This is a genomic window from Streptomyces pacificus (assembly GCF_011766325.1).
In the GTDB taxonomy this organism is placed as follows: Bacteria; Actinomycetota; Actinomycetes; order Streptomycetales; family Streptomycetaceae; genus Streptomyces; species Streptomyces pacificus.
In genome coordinates this window covers 165,644-184,011 of record NZ_BLLG01000008.1, presented here as the reverse complement: position 1 = coordinate 184,011, position 18,368 = coordinate 165,644, and the positions used below count along the sequence as shown (strand labels likewise).

The following is an 18,368-nucleotide window of genomic DNA, read 5'->3' as shown; positions in this document are numbered from 1 at the left end:
AGGAGAGCCGCGCCACCCCGGCGAACCCGCACCCACGGCGTGCGGGTTCGCGGCGAGCGCGGGCACTTCGGCGCGGCGAACGCGCGGCGAACGCGCGGCGGACCCGCGGCGGACCCGCGGCGGACACCCTCAGCGGGGCCGGGTCGGCCCGCCGAGGGCGACGGCCACCGACCGGGAAACCCGCGCGCTGACGCGTGGGAGCGCCCCCGGTGCGCTCAGCTCATGGCTCCCGCCGCCCCCCTGAGCGCGAGTCCGCACCCCAGCAGGACCACGGTGAGCGCCGTTCCGATCGGTGCCGCCCGCCGGACGAACCCGGCCAGCCGCCCGGCGGTGCGCCGCCGGGCCAGCAGCTCCGCTATCCGACCTCCCAGCCGCACGACGGCGAATCCGGCCGCGGTGAGGGTGAGGGCCAGGCCCGCCCCGTAGGCGGTGACGAGGAGCAGCCCGAACCAGGCGTGGCCGAGCGCCGCGGCGCCGACCAGCACGACGACGGCGGAGGGACTGGGGACGAGGCCGCCGGCGAGACCCAGCAGAATGCTGCGGCGCAGGGGACGTTGCCCCTCACAGCCGTGGTCCGCGCGGTGCCGGTCGCCGGTGGCGGGGTGCTCATGGCCGGTGTGGTGATGCTCGTGCGTGTGGTGATTCCCGTGCTCGTGCCCATGCCCATGCCCGTGTCCGTGCTCCGGTTCGTGCCGTTGCCCGTGCCCGTGCCCGTGCTCCTGTTCGCCACCGTGCCCGTGCCGATGCTCCTGCCCGTGCTGGTGCCCGTGCTCCTGCGCGGCGCCGCGGCGGTGGTCCTCGCCGCCGCCGTCATCGCCGTGCGTGTGCGTGTGCGTGTACGTACGGAACCGTCCGCCGCCGAGCCAGTGGACGTGCGTATGCCCGTGCCCGTGCGCCCGTTCCCGCCATGCCCGCCGTGCCAGCAGCGCTCCCGCCACGGCGACGAGCACCCCGCTCGCCATGCCCAGCCAGCCGACGACGGCCGGGGTGACGGCCGATCCCGCCGCGATCAGGGCGCCCAGGGCGAACACGCCGAGGGTGTGGGTGACGGTGACGGAGGCGCCGAGCGCCAGGACCTCCCGCAGCGAACTCCGGCCGCCCACCGCGGCCGCCGCGGCCATGAGGGTCTTCCCGTGGCCCGGGGCGAGTGCGTGGAGCGCTCCGAGCCCCAGGGCGATGAGCAGCGCGAGCGCACCGAACGGCACGGTGAGATGGCGTCGTTCGACCAGCCCCGTCAGGGCCTGGGTCCAGCGGTCCACCCCGCGCGGCAGCATGGACGGGGGCGCCGCCGCGGCCGCCGCCCCGTCGAGTGCCGGTCCCCCGGGTACGGCTGCCAGCCGCGCCGAGGTGAGGGCCGGTGGTGAGTCCAGCAGCCGCTGGGGATACGCGGAAAGCCTGCGGGACACGGACTCATCGGGCACATCCGACGCGGTCAGCGTGGTGCGGTCGGCGCGCGCGGTGATCTCCCGCCAGCCGGCACCCTCACCGGGTGCGGCCGTGAACACCAGGTCCGCCTTCCCGTCCGGCAGCGGAGCGCGCAGCGCGCACTCGACGCGGAGGGTGGGCAGCCCTGCCTGGCCCGGCCGGATGGCGGCGCGTGCGGACTCGTCCTCAAGCGGCACCGCGCTGCCGTCCACGAGCAGCCGGGCGGCACCGGCCGCGGCGTCGCAGCGCTCCTCCGCCCAGGCCGCCAGCTCGGCCGGAGTCATCTCCCGGGGCCGGATCCGCGCGGTCGGGATCTCCGCGAGGTCCTCGACGTGGTCGACGCGCAGCTCCCGCTCGGCGACGACGAGGCCGTCGTAGCGGTTCACCGAGAAGTTTCCCAGCGGGTGCGCGACGGCGGGCGTCCCCGTCCCGAGGAGCAGGGCGGCCACACCGGCCGCCATCACCAGCGCGGCCCGGAGCGGGTGTCCCCGGCCCCGCGCCCCGGCGCCTTCCGGCTTTCCCGGCGCTGTCGACCGGTGCGCCGGGTGGTGGGGGTTTCCGGTCCGTGCTCCTGCTCCCGCTCGGTCGGTCACCGAAGGCGCGGCATGTGTGCGGGTCGGTGCTTGCTCCCGGCGTGTGCCGTCGCCTTTCCGCGCGGAGGCCGGTGGGTGGGAGGGTGCGGGAGTGTGCGAACCGCCGCCGGGACGGCCGGGCTTCCGGTTCAAGTCGCCTCCAGACCGTCGAGCGCGCGGCGCGCCTCGCGCGCGCCGAGGGGGGAGAAGGCGGGATTGAGGGCCAGCGCGCGGGACAGCGAGGTACGCGCGGCGGCCCGCTCGCCCGCGGCACGTTCGATCATGCCGCGGTGGTAGAGGAAGGAAGCGTCCGGGTATCCCGTCGCGGTCGCCGCCCGTGCATGGGGCAGGGCCTCCGCGGAGCGTCCCGCGCGATGCAGTGCCCAGGCGAGGGCGTCCTCGGTGTGCACGGTGCGGCGGCGCTGCCATTCGGCGCGGGCCGCCCGCAGGGCCTCGGCGCGGTCGCCGTGGTCGGCGGCGGCGAGGGCCGTGTCCAGATCCGGGTTCACCCCGCCCGCCCGGGCGAGGCCGGCCCAGGTGTCGAGCACCTCGTACTGGCGGCGGGCGGGACCGGGGCTGCCGCTCGCCTCGTAGAGTTCGCCGAGCGCGACCAGCCGCCCCGGCAGCGGGGACCGGCCGACGATCTCCTCGAACTCCGCGACGGCGGCGGCAAGCTGCCCTTTTCCGGTGAGGGCCCGGGCGCGGCACTCGCGGGCCTCCAGCTGGTCGGGTTCGGCCTTCAGCGCCTGGCCGCACTGCCGCAGCGCCTCGTCGTAGTCGCCTTGGGACCAGGCGAGCCGGCCGAGGGCGGTCGCCGTGTAGGCGACGTCGGCCCGGGTGCTCGCCGAGTTCCGCGCCAGCTCCAGCACGCGCCGGGCCTCCTCGGTCTCCCCGAGCAGTTCCCGTACGTAGGCGAGCCGGGTGAACACCGGAATGCCCGGACGGCGGGCGTCCGCCCGGAGCGCGGCGTCCAGCGCCGCCGGATAGCGGCCCAGTTCGACGAGTGCGTCGATCCGCACGGCCAGACCGTGCTCGCTGTACGGGTTGACCGCCAGTGCCCGTTCGGCGTCCCGGAGCGCCGCGGGGAAGTCGTGCCGTGCCGCCGCCAGGGCCGCACGGCCGGCGAGTGCGTCGGCGTTGCCGTCGGGCCGCAGCCTCAGTGATCGGGCGAACGCCTCGGCGGCCTGCGGGTACCGTGACGGATCGCCGCCGGCCCGGGCCTCCTCCACGTACGCCGCGCCGAGCGCCGCCCAGGCGCCCGCGTCCCCGGGCCGTGCCTTCAGCCGGGTCTGGAGGGCGCGCACCCCCTGCCCCGGGTCCGCTCCGAGGACCACGGCCCCCGCGGCGGCCGGGGTCGCGGGCATCTGCTCAGCGCCGCCCAGCACCGCTCCCGCGGCGGTGAAAGCGAACGCGAGTCCCACGACCGCGGCCCCCAGGCGCCATCGGGACCGTGTGGTCCGCGTCATGACCACCTGCCGCGCCGCCGCGTCCGCCACCACACGAGGCCGAGTACGGCCAGTACGGCACCCGCGCCCCCGGCACCCGCCGAGGCCATCAGCACCGTGCGGTCGTCCATGGCGCTGCCGGAGGTCAGCTCCGCGGCGCTGTCGAGCTGGGCGCGGTTGCCGCCGGCTTCGGCCAGCGGCCCGTCGGAGCCCGACGCCGGCAGTGCCACGTAGGGGAAGGTCTTCTCGAACTCGACGTCGTTCTCGTCCACGGCGTCGCCCAGGTCGTTCTTCCTGCCCAGGAGTTCGCCTTCGACGACCTGGAGCGCGATGTCCAGGACGTCGTCGGTCAGCCGGCGCCCGTTGGGGAAGCCCGCGTTGTCGCCGTCGAGCACGCCCAGCCGCTTCGGCTCACCCGTGGGCGGCACGGCCGTGTTCAGCCGCAGTGCCTCGGCCGGCCGGACGTGCGGCGGCTGGTTGAGGTCCTTCACCCCGGTGAGGAACACGGACACCAGGTCGTCGCGCGGCTCCTCGGGGGCTTCGATCGTGAAGATGCCCTCGATGAGCCTGGGCAGCTCCGGGTTGGTGACGGACTTCAGGAAGTCCGCGTCGTTGAGCGGGTTCGAGGCGTTGAACTTGTCCTTGTCCTTGAGCGGGATGACGACCTCGTTCACCAGCGGCATGCCCAGCCGGGAGACCTGCGTCCAGTCCCCGCCCGCGGTCTTGCGGTGGGTGGTCGTCCAGATCCCGACCACGGGCTGGCCCACCGACTGCCGGATGTGCTCGGAGGGCACCTGCAGGGCGATGCTGTTGACGTTGTAGCCCTTCAGGGTGTCGCGCCCGACCTCGGACAGGTCGCCTCCGTACAGCAGGTCGAACACCCGGAGGTCGAGGAAGAACGGGTCGTCGGCCTGACCGGCGAAGACGGTGGTGCCGTCCTTCAGTTCGCGTACGGCCTCCTTGCGGAGCCCCGCGTAGTCCGGCATGGACGCCTTGCCCACGTTCGACGGGGCGACCGGCACATCGTTCGCGATCTTCGTGGTGGAGACCACGCGGTGGCCCCGCAGTCGTATCATCTCCAGGTCGTAGGTCTGGGTGATGTTGAGGTCCGGGTCGTCCAGGCTGGTCACCGGGCCGGTGTTGAAGAGGAACGTGTCGCCGTTCTTGACCTGGTCGTGGAACGTCCAGCGGTAGAGCAGGTCGGCTCGTGCGTCGCCGTCGGAGTCGATGTTGATGTCGTAGCGGGCGTCGTTCGCGAAGCGGTAGAAGTTCGGCCCGCCCGCCGGCTCCTCGAACGGCAGCCAGTTCGCGATGATCGTCGTGGTGTCCGGCCGGTCGGGGCTGACGAACGCGTACACGTCCGTGGTGTCGTACTGCGGCTGCCCGGAGATCAGCGGAGCCTCGCGGTGGCTGGATGCGCTGGCGGTGCCCGGTGCGAGCGCGGAGCCCACTGCGGCGGCCGCGAGCCCCCCTGCCGCCAGTGCACCGCACACGAGCGCGGCGAGGTTCCTGCGCCCCCGTGTGCTCCTGATGAGAGGAGAGAGCATGTCTCGGTCCCGTCCTGTCATGGACTCTCGTCGACGTGGACTGTCGTTGAACGAGGCGGTCCTTTGCTGGTTGGTGACAGGTGTTCGGGGCCACGGGGCCCGAGGTTTGGTCGACTTTTCACGATGTCCAACTCGCCCTGGAATACGGTGAATTCGCGCCGAGATCGGCAACCCGCGTACATGTGTGCTAAATGGCTCGGGTGGGATACACGGGTGTGAGGGCGGGGCGATAGGGTTAATCTGCCCGGGCCGGGTGCCCTCGTACGGGTGGGGAGTGACATGGAACAGATAACGATGCGCAGCAGGGCGCGGGTCCCTGCGATCACCTGCGGGACGAGCGCGACCAGCTCGCGTCTCGACCGCCATCTCACGGTGCTCGGCGGACCCGCCGTGCCGCAGCGCGAGGCGGCCGAGGCGACGTCCCTGATGCGTGAGCTGACCACGCGTGACGTCGCGCAGCACCACGGCAGCAAGAGCGCGCGCGTCTCGCTCTTCGCGCCGCTGCGCCGGCTGCGCCGCTCGCTGTTCGGCAGCCGAGGCCTCTGACCGGCGGGGTGGTCGGCCGGCGGCCCGGGCACGCGTGACCGCTCACGCGCACCCGTCCCCCTCGCTCCCGTCCGGTCACCGCAGGCCCGACCACCCCGCCGAGTCGCACCTCGCGCCGTATGTCCCCGCCCCGGTCCCCGCCGGGGGCCGCGTGTGTACACCGCGGGCTCCGGTGCGGCCCGTGCCGGTCCCCGCAGCGCAGGCACCGTGAGCAGGAGTCACCGGCCCGGACCGTCCGGGGTCATCGGCCCGCACCGGCCCGTACGGGGACATCAGTCACCGGCCCGGGGAGAACCCCACCGGCCCCTGGGGAGCGTCGGCCTGGACCGTGAGCAGGAGTCACCGGCCCGGACCGTCCGGGGTCATCGGCCCGCACCGGCGGATGGGGCCATCGGTCCGCATCGGTGCGGCGGTGGCCGGCGGCCGGGTCGCCGCGTCCTGTCCGGAGCCTGCGGTCCGCCGCACGCCCCTGTCACCCGGGGCGCCCGCCGCCCCCGTGCCCTGCCGGCACGACCCCGTCCCGGTGCAGCTCGGCGATCTCCGCCGCGGTCAGCCCCGCCTCGCGCAGCAGGGCGTCGCTGTGCTCGCCGAGCGCGGGCACCGCGCCCATACCCGGCTCCGGCCCGTCCGGGAAGGTGATCGGCGGCAGCATCGCCCGCAGCGGGCCGGCGGGCGTGTCCACGTACCGCCAGCGGTCGCGTGCCTCCAGCTGCGGATGGGCCGCCAGGTCGGCCACGCTGTTCAGCCGGGCGCAGGCGATGCCCGCCTCCTCCAGTGCCGCGACCGCCGCGGCCGTGTCCAGCCGGGCCAGCGCCCGGGCGACCACCGCGTCCGTCCTGGCGCGGTTCGCCGTCCGGGCCTTGTTGGTCGCGAAGTCCGGGTCCCCGGCCAGTCCAGGCCGGCCCAGCACCCGCTCGGCCAGCCGCCGCCACTCCCGGTCGTTCTGCACCGACAGCAGCACCTGGCCCCCGTCGGCCGTCGGGTACGCGTCGTAGGGCGCGATGACCGCGTGCGCCAGACCCGTGCGCTCCGGGGCCCCACCCCCGTGCATCCCGTGGTGCAGGGGGTGCCCCATCCACTCCGCGAGCGACTCCAGCATCGAGACCTCCACCGGGCCGCCGCGTCCGGTCGCTCCCCTCCTCAGCAGGGCCGCCAGCACCCCCGAGAAGGCGTACATCGCCGCCGCGACGTCCGCCGCCGGGATGCCCGCCTTCACCGGCCGCTCCGCGGTGCCCGTCACGGACACCAGTCCCGCCTCGCACTGGACGAGCATGTCGTAGGCCCGTTTGCGGGCGTAGGGGCCGTCCGCCCCGTATCCCGAGATGTCCACGGCGACCAGCTGCGGGTGCGCGGCGCAGAGCGTGGCGGCGTCCAGCCCGAGCCGGGCCGCCGCGCCCTGGGCGAGGTTCTGGACGAACACGTCGGCCCGGGCGGCCAGCCTGGTGACCGCGTCCAGGCCCCGGGGGTCCTTGAGGTCCACCGCGAGGGACTCCTTGCCGCGGTTGCACCAGACGAAGTGCGAGGCGAGCCCGCCGGCCGCCGTGTCGTAGCCGCGGGCGAAGTCGCCGCCGTCGGGTCGCTCCACCTTGATCACACGAGCGCCGAGGTCGGCGAGCTGACGGGTCGCGAACGGGGCCGACACGGCCTGCTCGACGGCGACGACGGTGATGCCTTCCAGAGGCAGCGGCTGGCTCATGGGAGCCGTTGATACCGTCTGGGTGCCATCCGTGTCACCCCGGTGCGGGGCGGGGACCGGTGCCCCGCGGCCGCCCTGCCGCCCGCTCAGCGGGCCTCGACGGTCACGGAGAAGGAGAACCGGTCGCCCCGGTACCGGATCCGCGCCACGTCCACCACCCGCCCCTCGGTGTCGTACGTCACCCCCGTGTAGTGGAGGATCGGCGACAGCAGCGGCACCCGGAGCAGCTCCGCCGTCTGCGGGTCGGCGAGCCGGGCCTCCACCGTGTCGGTGATGCGGCTGATCCGCACCCCGACGACGTCCCGGAGCACCTTGGTCATCGGCCAGCGCTCCAGGTCCGCCGCGTCCAGCAGGGCGGCGACATCGGGGCGGACCGCGTTCTCCGCCCAGTTGGTGGGCTCGCCGCTGTCGCCGTCGCGCCGCAGCCTGCGGTAGGTGACCACTTCGCCCCCGTCCGGGAAGTACTCGGCGAGTTCGCCCGGTACGGGTTCAAGGGCGTGGCCGAGGACCGTCGTCAGCTCGCCCGACTGCTGGGCCACGATCGCGTCGATCGAGCCCAGCAGCCGCCGGGGCGCGCCGCGCCGGGCCCCCGGCTCGATGAACGTGCCGCGCCGCCGGTGCCGGCTGATCAGGCCTTCCGACTCCAGCTCCTTGAGCGCCTGCCGCATGGTCAGCACGCTGACCCGGTAGTGCTCCGCCAGCTGCTCCTCCGTCGGCAGGCGCAGCGGGTCGTGCGGTCTGCGCCCGAGTATGGAGGCGCGCAGCGACTGCGAGACCTGGTACCAGAGCGGCAGCTTGCGGTTCAGAACGAGCGAGTCGGGGGCGAAGGCGGTCACGGCAACTCCGTATCAGATCCGGCCTCAGGACCGGAAGTGGCGCTGAAGACCCTGCCACACGTCGTCGTACCCGCGCTGCAGGTGGCCGGCGTTCGCCGCCTGGGCGGTGGCGGTCACCGGCCAGCGGGTCTCGAACATGAACGCAAGCCCGTCGTCGACCTTCTGCGGACCGAGGTCGGCGGTGCTCGCCCGGTCGAAGGTCTCCCGGTCGGGCCCGTGCGCGGACATCATGTTGTGCAGCGAGCCGCCGCCGGGGACGAAACCGCCCTCGCCGGCGGTCTTCGCGTCGTAGGCGCCCTCGATGAGGCCCATGTACTCGCTCATCACATTGCGGTGGAAGTACGGCGGCCGGAAGGTGTCCTCGCCGACCAGCCAACGCGGTGCGAACACCACGAAGTCGACGCCCGCGAGCCCGGGGGTGTCGCTGGGCGAGGTGAGCACGGTGAAGATCGACGGGTCGGGGTGGTCGTACGAGATGGTCCCCATCACGTTGAACGCCCGCAGGTCGTAGACGTACGGCAGATGACTGCCGTGCCAGGCCACGACATCGAGCGGCGAGTGGTCGTAGACGGCGGTCCACAGGTTGCCGCAGAACTTGTTCACCACCTCGACATCGCCCTCGACGTCCTCGTACGCCGCGACCGGGGCCCGGAAGTCCCTGGCGCCCGCGAGCCCGTTGGCCCCGATCGGGCCCAGCTCGGGCAGGGCGAAGGGCTGTCCGTAGTTCTCGCAGACATAGCCGCGGACGGCGCCGTCGAGCAGTTCGACCCGGAAGCGCACCCCGCGGGGGACCAGCGCGACCTCGCCGGGCCGGACGGACAGCAGGCCCAGCTCCGTGCGCAGCAGCAGGCCGCCGCGCTCGGGCACGATCAGCAGCTCGCCGTCCGCGTCGCCGAACACCCGCCGCTCCATGGAGGCGTTGGCGTGGTACAGGTGGACCGCCATGCCCGTGCGCTGGGTGGCGTCGCCGTTGCCCCCGAGGGTCCACAGGCCGGACAGCCAGTCCGTGCCGGGCGCCGGGTCCGGCAGCGGGTCCCAGCGGAGCCGGTTCGGGTCCGGCGGGGTCTCGGTGAACGGCGCTGTGCGCAGGGCGCCGCTGCCGGTGCGGACGAACGGGGGGTGGGCGGCGGACGGCCGGATGCGGTACAGCCACGAGCGCCGGTTGTGCGCGCGGGGCTCGGTGAACGCGCTGCCGCTCAGCTGCTCCGCGTACAGCCCGAAGGGAGCGCGCTGCGGCGAGTTCCGCCCGAGCGGCAGGGCGCCCGGGACGGCCTCCGAGCTGTGTTCGTTGCCGAATCCGGACAGGTACTCCAGTCCTTCGGCCGCCTTCCTCGCGTGGTCGATGCCGCTCATCCGCACTCCCGATGCGTCCGGTCCAAGGAATCCTATGCTGAACAATAGGATTCTTGGTGCGCCCCGTCAACGGCGCCGTCCGGCCGCGTGGCGGCCGGCCCGGGGCGCGTGGCGCCGGTCCCCGGCCGGTCGGTGGCGGGTGCGTCGGGGAGGGCCGGCGAGCGGGGGCGGGAGGGGCCGGGCGGGCCGGGGGTGTGGGCACGGTCCCTCCACAGTGTGCGTACCGGTCGGTATGCTGCCCGTGCCCGTGCGCCATCGACGCCGCCCTCGGGGAGGACCCCCATGCCGGGAACCGACGCCACCCGCACCGCTTTGCGGATCTGCCCGCTGTGCGAGGCCACCTGCGGACTGGCCCTGACCGTCGAACGCGACGGCACCGGGGAGCGGGTCGGCACGGTCCGCGGGGACCGTGCCGACGTCTTCAGCGGCGGGTTCATCTGCCCCAAGGGCGCCTCCTTCGGCGAACTCGACGCCGACCCCGACCGGCTGCGGACCCCACTCGTACGCGACGAGCACGGCGAACTGCGCGAGGCGGGCTGGGACGAGGCGTTCGACGCCATCGCCGCCCGGATACGCCCGCTGACCGAGAAGCACGGGCCGGACGCGGTGGGCGTCGTCCTCGGCAACCCCAACGTCCACACCATGGCCGGCGGGCTCTATCCGCCCGTTCTGCTGTCCACGCTGCGCACCCGCAACCTCTTCACGGCCAGCACCCTCGACCAGATGCCCAAGCACGTCTCCAGCGGACTGCTCTTCGGCAACGCCCTCGCGATACCCGTACCGGACCTGGACCGCACCGACCATCTGCTGCTCCTCGGCGCCAACCCCCTGGACTCCAACGGCAGCCTGTGCACCGCGCCCGACTTCCCGGGCCGGCTCAAGGCGCTGCGCCGCCGCGGCGGCCGGCTCACCGTGGTGGACCCGCGCCGCACCCGCACCGCGCGGCTCGCCGACCGGCATGTGGCCATCCGCCCGGGTACGGACGCGCTGCTGCTCGCCGCCCTGGTCCATGTGCTCTTCGAGGAGGACCTCGCCGACCCCGGGGCGCTGGCCGGGCAGGTCGAGGGCATGGACCGGATGCGCGAGGCGGTGCGGGACTTCACCCCCGAGGCCGCCGCCGCGGCCTGTGACATGGAAGCGGCCGCCATCCGGACGATCGCGCGCGAACTGGCCTCCGCGCCGACCGCCGCCGTCTACGGCCGCATCGGCAGCTGCACCGTCGAGCACGGAACCCTCGCCAGCTGGCTCGTCGACGTCCTCAACGTCCTCACCGGAAACCTCGACCGGCCCGGCGGGGCCCTGTTCCCGCTCGCCGCGCACGACCGCGCACCCCGGCCGGCGACCGAACCCGCCCCGCCCGGCAGGGGTTTCGCCCTCGGCCGCTGGGCAAGCAGGGTCGCCGGCCACCCCGAGGCGAAGGGCGAACTGCCCATCGCCGCGCTCGCCGAGGAGATCGAGACGCCCGGCGACGGCCGGATCCGCGCCGTCATCACCATCGCCGCCAATCCGGTGCTGTCCGCCCCGGACGGCGACCGGCTGGACCGGGCCCTCGGCGGGCTCGACCTCATGGTCAGCGTCGACCCCTATCTGAACGAGACCTCGCGCCACGCCGATGTCGTCCTGCCCCCGCCGCCGCCGTCCCGCAGCGGGCACTACGACTTCTCCTTCAACGGACTCGCCGTCCGCAACCAGGTCCGCTACACCCCTCCCGCCATCCCGCTCGACGAGGGCGCACCGGACGAGTGCGAGATCCACGCCCGGCTGATCCTGGCCGTCGGCGGTATGCACGGCGCCGATCCGTCCACGGTCGACGACATGGTCATCTCACGCTCCCTCGCCCGAGCCGTCGCCGACGCCCGCTCACCGGCGCACGGCCAGGACGCCGAGGAACTCGCCGCCCGGCTGAGCGGCCGGAGCGGCCCGGAGCGGCGGCTGGACATGATGCTTCGCCTCGGCCCGTACGAGCTGACCCTGGACGATCTGCTCGCCCACCCGCACGGCATCGACCTAGGCCCGCTGCAGCCGCGGCTGTCGCAGGTGCTCGGGACCCGCAGCGGACGGGTGGAGCTGCTGCCCGGCCCCATCGCGGCGGACCTGCCGCGGCTGCGCAGGGCGCTCTCGGCGCGCGGCGGCGGACTGGTGCTCGTCGGCCGCCGCCATCTGCGGTCCAACAACAGCTGGATGCACAACATCCCCGCTCTCCAGGGCGGTTCGAACCGCTGCACCCTGCAGGTCCACCCCGACGACGCCGCCCGGCTGGGGCTCGGTGACGGCGGCCTCGCCCGCGTCAAGGCGGCCGGGGGAGAGGTGGAGGTCCCGGTCGAGATCACCGGCGATGTGCGCCCGGGAGTGGTGAGCCTTCCGCACGGCTGGGGGCACGACCGCCCGGGCACCCGGACGCGGGTGGCGGCGGCCCGCCCGGGGGTCAACGTCAACCAGCTGCTCGACGGCTCGCTGCTCGACCCGCTGTCCGGCACCGCCGTGCTGAACGGCTTCGCCGTGGAGGTGGGGCCGGCCGGCTGAGGCCCGCCGCCCGTCCCGTTCCGTTCCTCCACCGCGCCCGAACCCCCGTTTTTCCTGCGGTGTTTCCCCGAGGTCCGGCAGGAGCGCACAGCACTCCCGTCAGCGCGCCGCCCGCCCCGTGCGGCAGAATCGCACCGTCCGCACCCGGTGGCCCTGGCGCCAGAAAACTAACACCGCTAGTTTGGGTGGCGGTCACCCCCTTGCCGCGCCCGAAGGAGCACCGGATGAAAGCCCACGACGGGATGTACATCGGCGGCCGGTGGCGTCCCGCCGCCGGCACCGGCACCATCGCGGTGGTCGATCCCGCCGACGAGCAGGTCATCGCCCATGTGCCGGCCGGGTCCCCGGAGGACGTCGACGCGGCGGTGCGCGCCGCCCGGGCCGCCTTCCCCGGCTGGGCGGCCACCGCACCGGGTGACCGCGCCGCGCGTATCGCCGCGCTCCGCGACGTGCTCGCGGCCCGCAGGGAGGAGATCGCCCGGACCGTCACCGCCGAACTCGGTGCCCCGCCCAGACTCGCCGAGACCGTCCACGCCGGCCTGCCGGTCGTCGTCGCCGGCTCGTACGCCGAACTGGCCGCCTCGTACGCCTTCGAGGAGACCGTCGGAAACTCCACCGTGCTGCACGAGCCGGTCGGTGTCGTCGGTGCCATCACCCCGTGGAACTACCCCCTCCACCAGATCGTGGCCAAGGTCGCCCCCGCCCTCGCCGCCGGCTGCACGGTGGTGCTCAAGCCCGCGGAGGACACCCCGCTCACCGCCCGGCTGTTCGCCGAGGCCGCCCACGAGTCGGGACTCCCCGACGGGGTGTTCAACCTCGTCACCGGTCTCGGCCCGGTCGCCGGTCAGGCCCTTGCCGAGCACCCCGGCGTGGACCTGGTCTCCTTCACCGGCTCCACCGCCGTCGGCCGCCGCATCGGCGCGACCGCCGGCGGCGCGGTCAAGCGCGTGGCCCTGGAACTCGGCGGCAAGTCCGCCAACGTGATCCTCCCGGGGGCCGATCTGAGCCGCGCCGTGCACGCCGGGATCGCCAACGTCATGTCCAACTCCGGCCAGACGTGCAGTGCCTGGACCCGCATGCTGGTGCACCGGGACCGGTACGAGGAGGCCGTGGCGCTGGCCGCGGAGGCGGTCGCCACGTACGTCCCCGGCGACCGCCTCGGCCCACTCGTCAGTGCCCGGCAGCGGGACCGGGTCCGCGGCTACATCGAGCAGGGCGTCGCCGAGGGGGCCCGGCTCGTCGCCGGAGGTCCCGAATCCCCGTGCGCCACGGGCTACTACGTCTCGCCGACGGTCTTCGCCGACGTCACCCCCGAGATGACCATCGCTCAGGAGGAGATCTTCGGACCGGTCGTCTCACTCATGAGGTACGAGGACGAGGACGACGCCCTGCGGATCGCCAACGGCACGGTCTACGGGCTCGCGGGCGCCGTGTGGGGCGACCACGAGGAGGCCGTCGCCTTCGCACGCCGGATGGACACCGGGCAGGTCGACATCAACGGCGGCCGCTTCAACCCGCTGGCCCCCTTCGGCGGGTACAAGCAGTCGGGCGTGGGCCGCGAACTGGGCACGCACGGCCTCGCCGAGTATCTGCACACCAAGTCCCTCCAGTTCTGAACCGGGAGTACACCACCGTGGTCCGCGCCGCAGTCCTGCCCGCCGTCGGCTCCGCCCTGGAGATCATCCGCATCGAGCTCCCCGCACCCGGTCCCGGCCGGGTGCGCGTCCGCCTCGAAGCGGCCGGGGTGTGCCACTCCGACCTGTCCCTGTCGAACGGCACGATGCGGGTGCCGGTGCCCGCCGTCCTCGGCCACGAGGGCGCGGGCACGGTGGTGTCCGTCGGCGAGGGCGTCACCCATGTCGCCCCGGGCGACAGGGTGGTGCTCAACTGGGCCCCGTCCTGCGGGCGCTGCCACCACTGCTCCATCGGCGAGGTGTGGCTCTGCGCCGGCGCGCTCGAGGGCGCCGGCGCCGTCCACGCCGTCACCGGGGACGGCACCCGGCTCCATCCGGGGCTGAACGTCGCCGCCTTCGCCGAGGAGACCGTCGTCGCGGCGAACTGCGTACTGCCGCTGCCCGAGGGGGTGCCGCTGGCCGAGGCCGCCCTGCTCGGATGCGCGGTCCTCACCGGCTACGGGGCGGTCCACCACTCGGCCCGGGTCCGTGAGGGGGAGACCGTGGTCGTCCTGGGCGTCGGCGGAGTGGGGCTCGCCACCCTCCAGGCGGCCCGGATCGCCGGCGCCTCCAAGATCATCGCCGTGGACGTGTCGCCGGAGAAGGAGGGCCTGGCCCGCGCCGCCGGCGCCACCGACTTCGTCGTCGCCTCCGACGGCACCGCGCGCGAGGTCCGCGCCCTGTCGGGCGGTCGGGGCGCGGATGTCGCGGTGGAGTGCGTGGGCCGCGCCGCGACCATCCGTACCGCCTGGGACTCGACCCGGCGCGGCGGGCGGACGACCGTGGTCGGCATCGGCGGCAAGGACCAGCGGGTCACCTTCCACGCCCTGGAGCTGTTCCACTGGGGGCGGACCCTCTCGGGCTGCGTCTACGGAAACTCCGACCCGGCCCGGGACGTGCCGGTGCTCGCGGAGCACATCCGCGCCGGACGACTGGACCTGAGCGTGCTCGTCACCGAGCGGATCGGCCTCGACGGCATCCCGGCCGCCTTCGAGAACATGCTGGCGGGCAGGGGCGGCAGGGCGCTGGTCGTCTTCCCGTAGCCCGCCCCGCCCGCCCCGCGCCGCCCCGCCCCGCCCGCCCCGCGCCGCCCCGCCCCGCCCGCCCCGCCCGCCCCGCGCCGCCCCGCCCCGCGCCGCCCGCCCCGCCCCGCGCCGCCCCGCCCCGCGCCGCCCGCCCCGCGCCGCGTGGAGCGGGTCGGGCCGAGCCCCGGGGGCGGGTGCCCGGTGGGAGGCGGGGTCCGGCGTCGCGTGGCCGGGGTCGGCCGATGCCGGCGGCGGACGCACGGCGGAAGGCGGGATCCGGCGACGACCCGGGGGAAAGGCCACCTCGAAGCCCTCTGCCGGGTGTCCCCGCGGAGCCGGGCCGGGTCGGCAGGCGGGTGCGTGAACTCCACGGACCCAGCCGCCGACTTCGCGCTACTGATGGGTGACGATCGAGCGGAAAGTCCCGCTGCGCGATCCGTTGACCTCCATACCATCCGGTCGGTACGGTCCCCGCACCTTCGTCCCCCGCACCCACCGGAGTGTGCACACATGGACACGGTCCCCCCTTCCCCGCGCGCCGGAGATCCCCGGCCGGCCGCACCCACCGACCGGCACCGCAGACGGGTGGCCGGCGCCGCCGCCCTCGCCTCGGCCGTCGAGTGGTACGACTACTTCGTCTTCGGCATCGCCGCAGCGCTGGTGCTGGGCGATCTCTACTTCCCCGCGGGCAGCGCGTCGGCCGGAGTCCTCGCCGCCTTCGCGACCTTCGCCGTCGGCTTCCTCGCGCGCCCCGTGGGCGGGGTCATCGCCGGGCACCTCGGCGACAAGCGGGGCCGCAAGCCGATGCTCGTCCTCGCCCTCACGCTGATGGGCCTCGCCACCACCGGCATCGGACTGCTGCCGACGTACGAGTCCATCGGCGTCGCCGCACCACTGCTCCTCGTGCTGCTCCGGGTGATGCAGGGCCTGGCCGTCGGCGCCCAGTGGGGCGGCGCGATGCTCATGGCCACCGAGTACGCGCCGGAGGGCAGGCGCGGGCTGTACGGCAGCCTCGTCCAACTGGGCGTACCCATCGGCGTGGTGACCGCCAACACCGTGTTCCTCGCCGCGGGCGCCCTGACCGGCGACGCCGCGTTCGCGTCCTGGGGCTGGCGGGTGCCGTTCCTCGTCGGCTTCCTGGTGCTCGGCCTCGCCTGGTACATCCACACCCGGGTCGAGGAGACCCCCGAGTTCCGCGAGGCCGAACGGGCCCTGGCCGAGGAGGAGAAGAACGAGCCCCGCTCGCCGCTGCGGACCATTCTGCGCCGGCACCTCGGCACCGTCTTCCTCGCCGGCGGCTCCTTCGCCGTCAACACCGCGACCTTCTACATCATCATCACCGGCGTGCTGGACTACTCGACCCGCGAACTCGGCATGGAGCGCGAGGCGGTACTCACCGTCTCCCTGTGCGTCAGCCTCACCCAGCTCGCGCTGATACCGGCCGCCGCGGCCCTCTCCGACCGGGTCGGACGGCTGCGCATCTACGCCGCAGGCGCGGTCGGCCTGCTGGCGTGGGCCTTCCCGCTGTTCCTGCTGATCGACACCGCTTCGCTGCTGTGGCTGGCCGTCGGCACCTTTGTGACCAGCTGCTTCCTCAGCATCATGTACGGGCCGCAGGCCGCCCTGTTCGCCGAGCTGTTCACTCCCGAGATGCGCTACACCGGCGCTTCGCTCGGCTACCAGATCGCGGCCGTGTTCGGCGGCGGCCTCGCCCCGTTCATCATGGTGCTGCTGCTGGAGGCGACGGGCACGTCGATGGCCGTCTCCGTCTACATCACCGTGCTGGCCGTCGTCGCGCTCGGCTCGATCAGGGTCCTCGCGAAGCGGGCGGCCGCCCGGGAGTGACGCGGCACCACGCCCTCCCGGGATCCCACGGCGGTGCACCTCCCGGCCCGCCCGCCTCCCGCCGGGCCGCCTCCCGCCGGGCCGCCTCCCGCCGGGCCGCCTCGGGGCGGGCCGGTGGCGCGTGGGTGGCGAGCGGTTCGGTGGGCCGGCGCTACGGGCCGTCCCTCCGCGCGGCCCCCGTCCGGCTCGCCTGCACCGCCACCTTCTCGTACTGCGCCGCGAGGCCGTCCAGCAGCGCCCGCAGCCCCGTGTCGAACGCGCCCTCGTCGATCTCCTCCTGTCGTTCCGCGAGGAGATGGGCCTGGCCCAGGTGGGGGTACCGGCAGGGGTCGTAGGCCCTCTCGTCGTCGACGAAGCCGCGGGCGAACGAACCGAGCGCGGAGCCGGTGACGAAGTAGCGCATCAGGGCGCCGATGCGGGTGGCCTGGGCAGGCGGCCAGCCCGCGCGGACCATCGCGCCGAAGACCGCGTCGGCGACCCTCAGCGCGGCCGGTCGGCGCCCCGGGCCGCGGGCCAGGACCGGGACGACGTGGGGGTGTTCGGTCAGGGCCGCCCGATAGGAGACGGCCCAGTCGTGGAGCGCGGTGCGCCAGTCGCGGGAGTCGGACTCCTCGAACATCGACAGATCGACCTTGGCGCTGACGGCGTCGGCCACCGCGTCCAGGATCTCCTCCTTGTTGCGGAAGTGGTTGTAGAGAGAGGGTCCGCTGACGCCGAGCTCCCCGGCGAGGCGCCGGGTGGAGACGGCGTCCAGGCCCTCCGCGTCGACCAGCGCGCTCGCCGCCCCGACGATGCGTTCTCTGCTCAGGAGGGGTTTGCGGGGTCGGGCCATGCGGCACATGGTAGGCCCTACCGACCGGAAACTAGCACTGCTAGTCGCGGCTGGTCCCCGCTGGTCCCCGTCAGCCGGACTGGAGCCGGAGCGGATCCCCCGGGGGGTGAAGTGCGAAGCGGGCAAGGGGCGGTGGCGGGCCGGGCCGGCGGGCGGGTCGCGACCCCGGTCCCGTATCCGCGCCGCACCGCCGGGGATGCGCGCATTCCACGCCCTAAGCGCTTGCTCAGGTTCGGGGTATGGTGTTCGTCCCGCACTCACAGGGACGGCGGGCAGAAGGGGTGAGCCATGACTGCGGCGCAGGACGCGACGGCCGAGGACGTGCCCTGGGGCGAGGTCGCCCCCGAAGCAGCACGCAAGCTCCTCGTCGCCGCCGTCGAGGCCTTCGCGGAGCAGGGCTACCACGCGACGACGACCCGGGACATCGCGGGCCGGGCGGGCATGAGCCCGGCCGCGCTCTACATCCACTACAAGACCAAGGAGGAGCTGCTCCACCGGATCAGCCGGATCGGCCACGACAAGGCGCTCGAGGTGCTGTCGGCCGCGTCCGGGCGCGGTGGCTCGCCGGGCGGGCGGCTGGCCGAGGCGGTGCGCTCCTTCGTCCGCTGGCACGCCGGGCGGCATGACACGGCGCGGGTGGTGCAGTACGAACTCGACGCCCTCTCCGAGGAGCACCGGGCCGAGATCATGGCGCTGCGCCGGCGCAGCGACGCCGTGGTGCGCGGGATCCTGCGCGACGGAGTGGAGTCGGGCGAGTTCGACGTCCCCGACGTGTCCGGTACCACCCTGGCGGTGCTGTCGCTCTGCATCGACGTGGCGCGCTGGTTCAACGTCCAGGGGCGCAGGACGCCGGAGGAGGTCGGCGAGCTGTACGCCGACCTCGTCCTGCGTATGGTGTCCGCGCGGCCTTAGCGGGGCGGGCGAGTGGTGGCGGGCGTTCGTGCCCGGCCGGTGCCCCGGGCGGCCGGTTCATGCGGGTTCATGCGGGTTCGTGCGGGAACAGGCGGCTCTTCGGGCCGGGAGTCGCGGGCCCCGCTCGCGCTTCGGGGC

At 74.4% G+C, this 18,368-nt stretch carries 13 protein-coding genes; 6 read left to right on the top strand and 7 right to left on the bottom strand.

The genetic code is table 11. The features are described 5' to 3' along the window. Nucleotides 1-215: 215 nt before the first annotated feature. The 3 genes from SCWH03_RS15885 to SCWH03_RS15875 form a co-directional block, all read right to left on the bottom strand. Entirely contained in the window at nucleotides 216-1,886 is a 1,671-nt protein-coding gene (locus SCWH03_RS15885; protein WP_173264893.1) for a sulfite exporter TauE/SafE family protein, read from the bottom strand. Between the two features lie 260 nt (nucleotides 1,887-2,146). Further along, the gene (locus tag SCWH03_RS15880) at nucleotides 2,147-3,463 is read right to left on the bottom strand and encodes a tetratricopeptide repeat protein (protein WP_254076781.1); all 1,317 of its coding nucleotides are present in this window, start codon (nucleotides 3,461-3,463) and stop codon (nucleotides 2,147-2,149) included. Continuing rightward, nucleotides 3,460-4,989, bottom strand: a complete 1,530-nt coding sequence (locus SCWH03_RS15875) for a DUF4331 domain-containing protein (RefSeq protein ID WP_173264891.1) — start codon at nucleotides 4,987-4,989, stop codon at nucleotides 3,460-3,462. The genes SCWH03_RS15880 and SCWH03_RS15875 overlap by 4 nt, the downstream gene beginning before the upstream one ends. 279 nt (nucleotides 4,990-5,268) lie before the next feature. Between SCWH03_RS15875 and SCWH03_RS15870 the strand changes: the two genes are divergently transcribed. After that, complete coding sequence (locus tag SCWH03_RS15870; protein WP_173264890.1) at nucleotides 5,269-5,535, top strand: hypothetical protein; 267 nt, start codon at nucleotides 5,269-5,271, stop codon at nucleotides 5,533-5,535. Between the two features lie 472 nt (nucleotides 5,536-6,007). On the opposite strand, the gene SCWH03_RS15865 is transcribed toward SCWH03_RS15870, so the two are convergent. The 3 genes from SCWH03_RS15865 to hmgA all read right to left on the bottom strand — a co-directional run bounded on the left by SCWH03_RS15865 (nucleotide 6,008) and on the right by hmgA (nucleotide 9,420). Then, nucleotides 6,008-7,231 carry a CaiB/BaiF CoA transferase family protein gene (locus tag SCWH03_RS15865; protein ID WP_173264889.1) on the bottom strand — a complete coding sequence of 408 codons (1,224 nt, stop codon included), beginning with the start codon at nucleotides 7,229-7,231 and terminating at the stop codon, nucleotides 6,008-6,010. Nucleotides 7,232-7,317: 86 nt separating this feature from the next. Beyond that, nucleotides 7,318-8,067, bottom strand: a complete 750-nt coding sequence (locus tag SCWH03_RS15860; RefSeq protein ID WP_173264888.1) for a GntR family transcriptional regulator — start codon at nucleotides 8,065-8,067, stop codon at nucleotides 7,318-7,320. A gap of 24 nt (nucleotides 8,068-8,091) precedes the next feature. Beyond that, nucleotides 8,092-9,420, bottom strand: a complete 1,329-nt coding sequence (gene hmgA / locus SCWH03_RS15855) for a homogentisate 1,2-dioxygenase (RefSeq protein ID WP_173264887.1) — start codon at nucleotides 9,418-9,420, stop codon at nucleotides 8,092-8,094. 282 nt (nucleotides 9,421-9,702) lie between these two features. Here hmgA and SCWH03_RS15850 point away from each other — a divergent pair, with 282 nt between their 5' ends. From SCWH03_RS15850 to SCWH03_RS15835, 4 genes are all read left to right on the top strand, one after another. Continuing rightward, entirely contained in the window at nucleotides 9,703-11,943 is a 2,241-nt protein-coding gene (locus SCWH03_RS15850) for a molybdopterin oxidoreductase family protein (protein WP_173264886.1), read from the top strand. 224 nt (nucleotides 11,944-12,167) lie between these two features. Further along, the gene (locus tag SCWH03_RS15845) at nucleotides 12,168-13,559 is read left to right on the top strand and encodes an aldehyde dehydrogenase family protein (RefSeq protein WP_173264885.1); all 1,392 of its coding nucleotides are present in this window, start codon (nucleotides 12,168-12,170) and stop codon (nucleotides 13,557-13,559) included. A 17-nt stretch (nucleotides 13,560-13,576) separates the two neighbouring features. Beyond that, nucleotides 13,577-14,659, top strand: coding sequence for a Zn-dependent alcohol dehydrogenase (locus SCWH03_RS15840; protein WP_173264884.1), 1,083 nt, complete (start codon nucleotides 13,577-13,579; stop codon nucleotides 14,657-14,659). 492 nt (nucleotides 14,660-15,151) lie between these two features. Continuing rightward, nucleotides 15,152-16,486 (top strand): MFS transporter, encoded by a 1,335-nt coding sequence (locus tag SCWH03_RS15835; RefSeq protein ID WP_173264883.1) that lies wholly within the window; start codon nucleotides 15,152-15,154, stop codon nucleotides 16,484-16,486. A 151-nt stretch (nucleotides 16,487-16,637) separates the two neighbouring features. On the opposite strand, the gene SCWH03_RS15830 is transcribed toward SCWH03_RS15835, so the two are convergent. Continuing rightward, on the bottom strand, nucleotides 16,638-17,318 hold the full coding sequence (locus tag SCWH03_RS15830) for a TetR/AcrR family transcriptional regulator (protein ID WP_173264882.1): 681 nt from the start codon (nucleotides 17,316-17,318) through the stop codon (nucleotides 16,638-16,640). Between the two features lie 288 nt (nucleotides 17,319-17,606). On the opposite strand from SCWH03_RS15830, the gene SCWH03_RS15825 reads away from it, so the two are divergent. Then, the gene (locus SCWH03_RS15825; protein WP_173264881.1) at nucleotides 17,607-18,230 is read left to right on the top strand and encodes a TetR/AcrR family transcriptional regulator; all 624 of its coding nucleotides are present in this window, start codon (nucleotides 17,607-17,609) and stop codon (nucleotides 18,228-18,230) included. Nucleotides 18,231-18,368 lie beyond the last annotated feature (138 nt).

Bases quoted from the DNA above. Each gene is read 5' to 3' on its own strand.
- SCWH03_RS15865 (WP_173264889.1), bottom strand. From the start codon at position 7,231: ATGAGCCAGCCGCTGCCTCTGGAAGGCATCACCGTCGTCGCCGTCGAG.
- SCWH03_RS15835 (WP_173264883.1), top strand. From the start codon at position 15,152: ATGGACACGGTCCCCCCTTCCCCGCGCGCCGGAGATCCCCGGCCGGCC.
- SCWH03_RS15870 (WP_173264890.1), top strand. From the start codon at position 5,269: ATGGAACAGATAACGATGCGCAGCAGGGCGCGGGTCCCTGCGATCACC.
- hmgA (WP_173264887.1), bottom strand. From the start codon at position 9,420: ATGAGCGGCATCGACCACGCGAGGAAGGCGGCCGAAGGACTGGAGTAC.
- SCWH03_RS15885 (WP_173264893.1), bottom strand. From the start codon at position 1,886: ATGGCGGCCGGTGTGGCCGCCCTGCTCCTCGGGACGGGGACGCCCGCC.
- SCWH03_RS15845 (WP_173264885.1), top strand. From the start codon at position 12,168: ATGAAAGCCCACGACGGGATGTACATCGGCGGCCGGTGGCGTCCCGCC.
- SCWH03_RS15880 (WP_254076781.1), bottom strand. From the start codon at position 3,463: ATGACGCGGACCACACGGTCCCGATGGCGCCTGGGGGCCGCGGTCGTG.
- SCWH03_RS15825 (WP_173264881.1), top strand. From the start codon at position 17,607: ATGACTGCGGCGCAGGACGCGACGGCCGAGGACGTGCCCTGGGGCGAG.
- SCWH03_RS15830 (WP_173264882.1), bottom strand. From the start codon at position 17,318: ATGGCCCGACCCCGCAAACCCCTCCTGAGCAGAGAACGCATCGTCGGG.
- SCWH03_RS15875 (WP_173264891.1), bottom strand. From the start codon at position 4,989: ATGCTCTCTCCTCTCATCAGGAGCACACGGGGGCGCAGGAACCTCGCC.
- SCWH03_RS15850 (WP_173264886.1), top strand. From the start codon at position 9,703: ATGCCGGGAACCGACGCCACCCGCACCGCTTTGCGGATCTGCCCGCTG.